Source organism: Streptomyces sp. NPDC048473, assembly GCF_043200155.1.
Classification (GTDB): Bacteria; Actinomycetota; Actinomycetes; order Streptomycetales; family Streptomycetaceae; genus Streptomyces.
Genome location: NZ_JBICXE010000107.1, coordinates 1 through 6,181, shown reverse-complemented (window position 1 = coordinate 6,181; position 6,181 = coordinate 1). Strand labels below are relative to the sequence as shown.

Annotated in this window: 1 protein-coding gene and 1 pseudogene; both read left to right on the top strand. The window is 65.6% G+C overall.

The features are described from left to right. Nucleotides 1-26: 26 nt before the first annotated feature. The gene (locus tag ACGFU7_RS46650; protein ID WP_393704761.1) at nucleotides 27-4,745 is read left to right on the top strand and encodes a hypothetical protein; all 4,719 of its coding nucleotides are present in this window, start codon (nucleotides 27-29) and stop codon (nucleotides 4,743-4,745) included. A gap of 55 nt (nucleotides 4,746-4,800) precedes the next feature. Then, a pseudogene (locus tag ACGFU7_RS46645) lies at nucleotides 4,801-6,090 on the top strand (NF041680 family putative transposase). The last annotated feature ends 91 nt before the right edge of the window (nucleotides 6,091-6,181 follow it).

The following is a 6,181-nucleotide window of genomic DNA, read 5'->3' as shown; positions in this document are numbered from 1 at the left end:
TGCACGATTTCCAGAGACGTGGCAGGGTGCACGTCTCGGCGGCACTGCGTGAAACACTCACGAGCACAGCAGGACTACTCGTTTCCGAAACCCCGGACAAAAACAAAAAATATTGGCTGAAGAAAACCAGCGAACGGCCACGGAATAAATCGGCGAAGTGGTCCGATGAGCAGCACATCCGAGCGGTCGAAGACTACTACGGTCGACACCCCGACCAGAAGGGATTCTTTCCCCCCGCCACGGCGAGCGTCGACATCGGCGCCGAAAAACCATGCTCGATCGGTCTCACTCTGCGCGATTTCCAGAGACGTGGCAGGGTGCACGTCTCGGCGGCACTGCGTGAAACACTCACGAGCACAGCAGGACTACTCGTTTCCGAAACCCCGGACAAAAACGGCAAACACTACCTTTTGGCGCGGTCCGGGCCGGCCTTCTCTGGCGGGGAAGGCTCGCTGGCCGATCCCATGGACCCGGCTGCGGTGGGTCCCGTGGTCGCGGCCGTGGCGCGGGCCGGTCTGGAGGTCCGGGAGGTGCCGGGCGACGGGGACTGCTTCATGCACGCCCTGATCATCTCCGGCGAACTGACCGGACGCGACGGGAGGCCACTGACTGCCGGCGAGGTCCGCGCATCACTCGCCCATGCCCTCCGAGGAGACCTGGCCCTCTCCCCCGGCCAGCGCACTCTCTGGCCCTTCCTGGACACCCAGGCCGCCACCAGCCTGAACGAAGATCTGGCCACCCGGCAGGGCTTTCCCCCCGGTCACCCTGACCACCTCAGGTACATCAGCTTCTTCCAGGACCGACGGAACGACCGCGGCGGCCTGGCCGACATTGAACGCCGACAGATCGTCGACCTCCTGGCCACCCCCGGCCAGTACAACAACGTCACCGGCGACCTCGCCCCACTCCTCGCCGCCCTCCTCCTCGGCCGCTCGCTGCACATCATGAACATCACCCCCCACTCCACCCACCTCGCCTTCCACTCCTACCTCGACATTCCCGGCACCAACCCCATCCACCTCATCCGCCACGGCGCCGGCACCGGACACTGGACGGCCACCCGCCCCACCCCCACCACCCTGCTCACCGCCCACGGCCTGACCGCCCCCACCCCCACCGAACTCCACGACGCCCACACCCGCCTGACCCCGGCACCAGGAGCACCCGCCCCCTCCGCCCAACTGACCGCCACCCTCATAGCCGGCCAGCGCGCCATCAACCCCATCCTGCAAAACCACGGCCACCCCACCGCCACCCCCACCGAAATCCTGAACGCCCTCCACCACCAAAATCCCCACACCTTCGCCCCCGGCCCACCCCACCCGGCACCCGACTACCACACCGCCGCCACCCACATCACCCATCAACGCCACACCAACAACCCAGCCACCACAACCACCGGCCAAACACCCCCCACCCAGGAAATCCCCCACCCCCACACCCCGACAAGAACCCATTCCAACTACCGGCCCACCACACAGACACACCCCGAGCTGTTCGGCACGGCAACCCGGACCGCCGCCCCACAAGCAGACCAGAACACCCTTCCCGGTCTCCCCGCAACCACACCCGCCGACCAGACCAATACCCACGACACTTCCAGCACGGAAAACACCTGGGACACCTGGGACCCCTGGGGCCAGGAGGGCGGCTTACGGGCCCAGTACAGCACGGGGACCGAGTTCAACCCGGCCCCCGACGCCCCCCGGCCGACGAACGAACCAGACAGCACCGCACCGGAAGCCATCGGGGGAAACCCGGACATCTTCATCGGCAGAGTGAACACCGACCACGTAATGAGAACCGGCCTCACACAAGCACTCCACGACGCACCACCCACCACCCCCCTGACCACCGCGCTGACAAAAGCATTGGCCACCTACCGGCCAAACCAACCCGAACCCACCCCCGCCAATCCCACCACCAGCCGGCCCAGCGGCGCACACCCCACCCACCCACTACAAACTACAAACAACAACAACCAAAACGAACCAACTATCGCCGACCGCGTATTCGCCGACCTCACCGGCCACCCACACCCGGCCACCGAACCCACAATGGGCCAGACCACAACACCCCCTCCCCCAACGACCGAAAAACACCGGACAGCAACACACCCCGCAAAGCCGAATGAGAGCACCACCGCACAGGCGGGCCTGGCACTCGCACACGATTCGCATTTCCGGACGTTCCTGAACACGGCTCTGCACCGCCTTCCCCGCCACCCGGACACGACGGTCACAGTCGAACCGGACACCCTGGCAGCGGCCTACGCGCAACTGCCACCCCCGTCCCAGGACCTGTCCCGGCCCGTGCAACTGGCCCCCCTCATCGCGGCACTCCTCACCCACGGCCAACTTCCGGGCCTACCTGGAGGCGCCTCGACACCCCATCACCGCCCCGAGGAGAACCCCCAAGAAGACAGCGACAGCGACTCCCCCTTCGCCCCCTCCGACCTGAACGACACCGACGAGGAACCTCCCACCCCGCCCACCCACCACCTCGCATTACCCACCCGTACCACCCCCGGACCGGGACCGGCCTCCCCCCAGGACGACAACAAGAAATTCCTTATAGCCCTCCTCGAATACAAGGAAGAAAAAGAATGGGACGGCGATAAACTCCTCCAAAGAACGAAAGCGCCGTTCGAGGGAAACCCCTTTCCGATCGGTCAGGTCCTGTACGATATCCGGAATGGTGATCGTCAGGTGTCGGCAGATACCCTGGCGCAACTTAGGAAAGCTGGCATCCAGCACCTGGACAATATAGTAACAAAGAACAGAAAAACCAAGGAATCATGGGAGGAAGAAGACTTAGTGCGAGCCCTCCTCCAATACAAGCAAGCCCAGAAATGGGACGGCTGGAAGCTCACCCGAGGAACGACAACAATGTTCAAGGGAAGGCGTTTTCCGATTGGTAGATTCTTGTCCGACATCCGACGAGGCGAAAATCGTCAGATTTCGGCCGACGCCCTGGCACAACTAAACCAGGCTGGCGTCCATGACCTGGACCTTGCGGTCATCAAAACCAATTCCCCCCGGGAGAACAGGGCGGACGAAGATTTCATCGTAGCCCTCCTCGCGTTCAAGGAAGAAAAAGAATGGGACGGCGATAAACTCCTCCAAAGAACGAAAGCGCCGTTCGAGGGAAACCCCTTTCCGATCGGTCGACTCCTGTCCGCAATCCGGATGGGCAGTCGTCAGGTGTCCGCCGAAACGCTGACACAACTGAAGGAAGCGGGCGTCCTGCACCTGGACAACGCGGTCACTGCAACCAAAAGAACTAGGGAGATTCGGGGGGATGAAGATTTCGTGCAAGCCCTCCTCCAATACAAGCAAGCCCAGAAATGGAACGGCCGGAAACTCCTCCAAAGAACGAAAGCGCCGTTCGAGGGAAACTCCTTTCCGATCGGTCAGGTCCTGTCTGACATCCGGAATGGCAAGCATCCGGTGTCCGCCGAAACGCTGGCACAACTGAAGCAGGGAGGCGTCGAACTACTGGAGGAAGTGAATTTGAGGCGCAGCGTAGCCAGAAAAGGTGGCAAAAGAGTGGCGCGCGAAGACCTGATCCACGGCCGACCGATTAAACGGCCGCGCGGGCGGGCCGACGCGACGGGCCAATCTGCCCAGCAGCAGGCTGGTGGCTCGCTGCCGGGCGAGGATCTGGATCCGGTCGCGACACTGTCCCCGGATGCGCGTCCGGGCCCATCCGGTGCTCCGGACGGGCCCGAAATTCCGGCCCCGGACGCACTTCACGGCCCGGCCGATGGCCTGGACAAAGACAAGTCCCCGGATAATTCTGCGGACTGGACCAGTCTCCTGCCCCCGGACGCGCTTTCTCACCTGACCGGTACTCTGGACCAGGACGGGGTCCCGGGCTGGGTCGCTGGGCCCTGGGCACCGGACCCGCCTCACGCACTTCCCGGCCCGGCCGATGGCCTGGACAGAGACAGGACCCCAGACGGGAGTGACTCTGCGAACTGGGTCGGCGGGGAGGGGGACATGTCCGTACCGGAGGCGGCCTGCACGCTCACCGACCCGCAGCTCCAGGCCCTGCAGGAGCAGGGACTTCAAGCGGTCGATGTCCCCCATGACGGTGACTGCTTCTTCCACGCCCTGCTGACAGCGGAGATCCTCGAGCCCTTCCCGGCCGGCCTCACCCCCGGACACCTCCGCGAGGATCTGGCCCGGGAACTCACCGAGGACCTGAGCCGGCTGCCGGAGGACCGGATCCGGTGGCCGTTGCTGGACGTCCTGGGGCAGAGCGCGGCCGCCGCAGACGAGTTCCGCCAGGTCCTCACCGACATCCCCCCCCTCCAGCAGCTCGGCATAGACATGGGCATGAGGAACGACGCCATTGCCCTGCAAAACCAGATCCTGACCCTGACCACACAAGACTGGTCCGACCAGGACCGCAACAGAATCATCCAGGCCCTGGCCTCATCCGGCGTCTACGACAACGCATCCGGTGACATCGCCCCCGTTGCCGCCGCTTGGATCTACAACCTCCGCATCAACGTGATCACCCCCCAAGGCACCTCGTACCCCATCGGCCCCCACAACCCCCTCCGCGAACTCACCCTCATCCGTCAAGAACACAACCCCAATACCCCCCACGACCACTGGCTCGCCACGAGGGGCACACCCGCGACAGGCATGGCTGCGACCGGCGCATCCGCCACCGTCCCACCCGGACCCACAGCCGTCGCCGTCTTCGGTGACTCCTTCGGGGAAGCACACACCTGATTCATGACGCTGGTCGGGTCGCCCGGGGGGATCTCACCCCCGGGCGACCCGAGCACTGGCGGGCGAGCATCGTCGCGGGCATGGTGGGCTCTACGACGCTCTGGCCGCAGGCCGGGTGGACATCGCCCGGCTGCGACGGGTGTTGGCCGCGGTGCCGCGGGTGGCGGATGGTCGGCTGGTGCTGGCCGCCGACATCACCTGCTGGCTGCGGCCCAGCGCGCACACCTCACCGCAGCGGATCCTGTGTCACACCTACGGACGGGGCAAGGACCAGCACATTCCTGTTCCCGGCCGGCCGTACTCGGTGATCTGCGCGCTGGAGACCGGTCGCAGTTCATGGACCGCACCGCTGGACGCACTGCGTCTGACGCCGGGAGCTGATGCCGCGACTGTCATCGCGGGCAGATGCGTGAACTCCTCGAGCGGCTGATCGCGGCCGGGCAGTGGAAGGACGGCCCCGGAGATCCTGATCGTGGTAGACGCCGGCTATGACGTGCCCCGGCTGGCTTTCCTGCTGAAGGATCTGCCGGTGCAGGTGCTGGGCCGGATGCGTTCGGACCGCGTCCTGCGCCGCACGGTCCCGCCCCGCGAGCCCGGCACCCGGGGCCGCCCGCCCCGTCACGGAGGCGAGTTCGTCTTCGGTGACCCGGGCACCTGGAAGACACCCGACGCGCAGACGGTGACCAGGACCCGCCTCTACGGCACCGCCATCGCCCGGGCCTGGGACCGGCTCCACCCCAGACTCACCCACCGCTCCGCATGGACGGCCCAGTTCGGCGCTCTGCCGGTCATCGAGGGAACCGTGATCCTTCTTCAAGTCGGCCGGTTGCCCAGCGGCGCGACGCCGAAGCCGGTGTGGCTGTGGTGGTCGGGCATCGACGCCACCGCCCCCGACGCCGACGTCGACCTGCTCTGGCAGGCGTTCCTGCGAAGGTTCGACATCGAGCACACTTTCCGACTGTTCAAGCAGACCCTGGGCGGGACCTGCCCGAAGATTCGCAGCCCCGAAGCGGCCGACCGCTGGCCCTGGCTGATCCTCGTGGTCTTCACCCAGCTCCGGCTCGCCCGCCCGCTGGCGGCCGACCTGCGTCGGCCGTGGGAGAAGCCAAGCCCGGTGGACAGACTTACCCCTGCTCGGGTCCGCCGCGATTTCTGGCATCTCCGCCCGAAGACGGCCTGCCCTGCCCGAGCACCGAAATTCTCCCAGCCCGGCCCAGGAAGACCAATCGGCCGCGAGAACAACCGGCCCACCCCACGCTACGACGTGCACACAGTCAGCAAACCGGGCCCCGCGAAGCGACGGACAAAGAAATCAACGACCCCACGTCCACGCCGCACAGGTTAAGTGCGTTGTGGCAAAGGGAGTCCCTGTTCGATGAGCGGGGGCTTCTTCGTGCTCGGAGCATGACCGTGGAGGGGTAGGGGCAGGCAGCGGA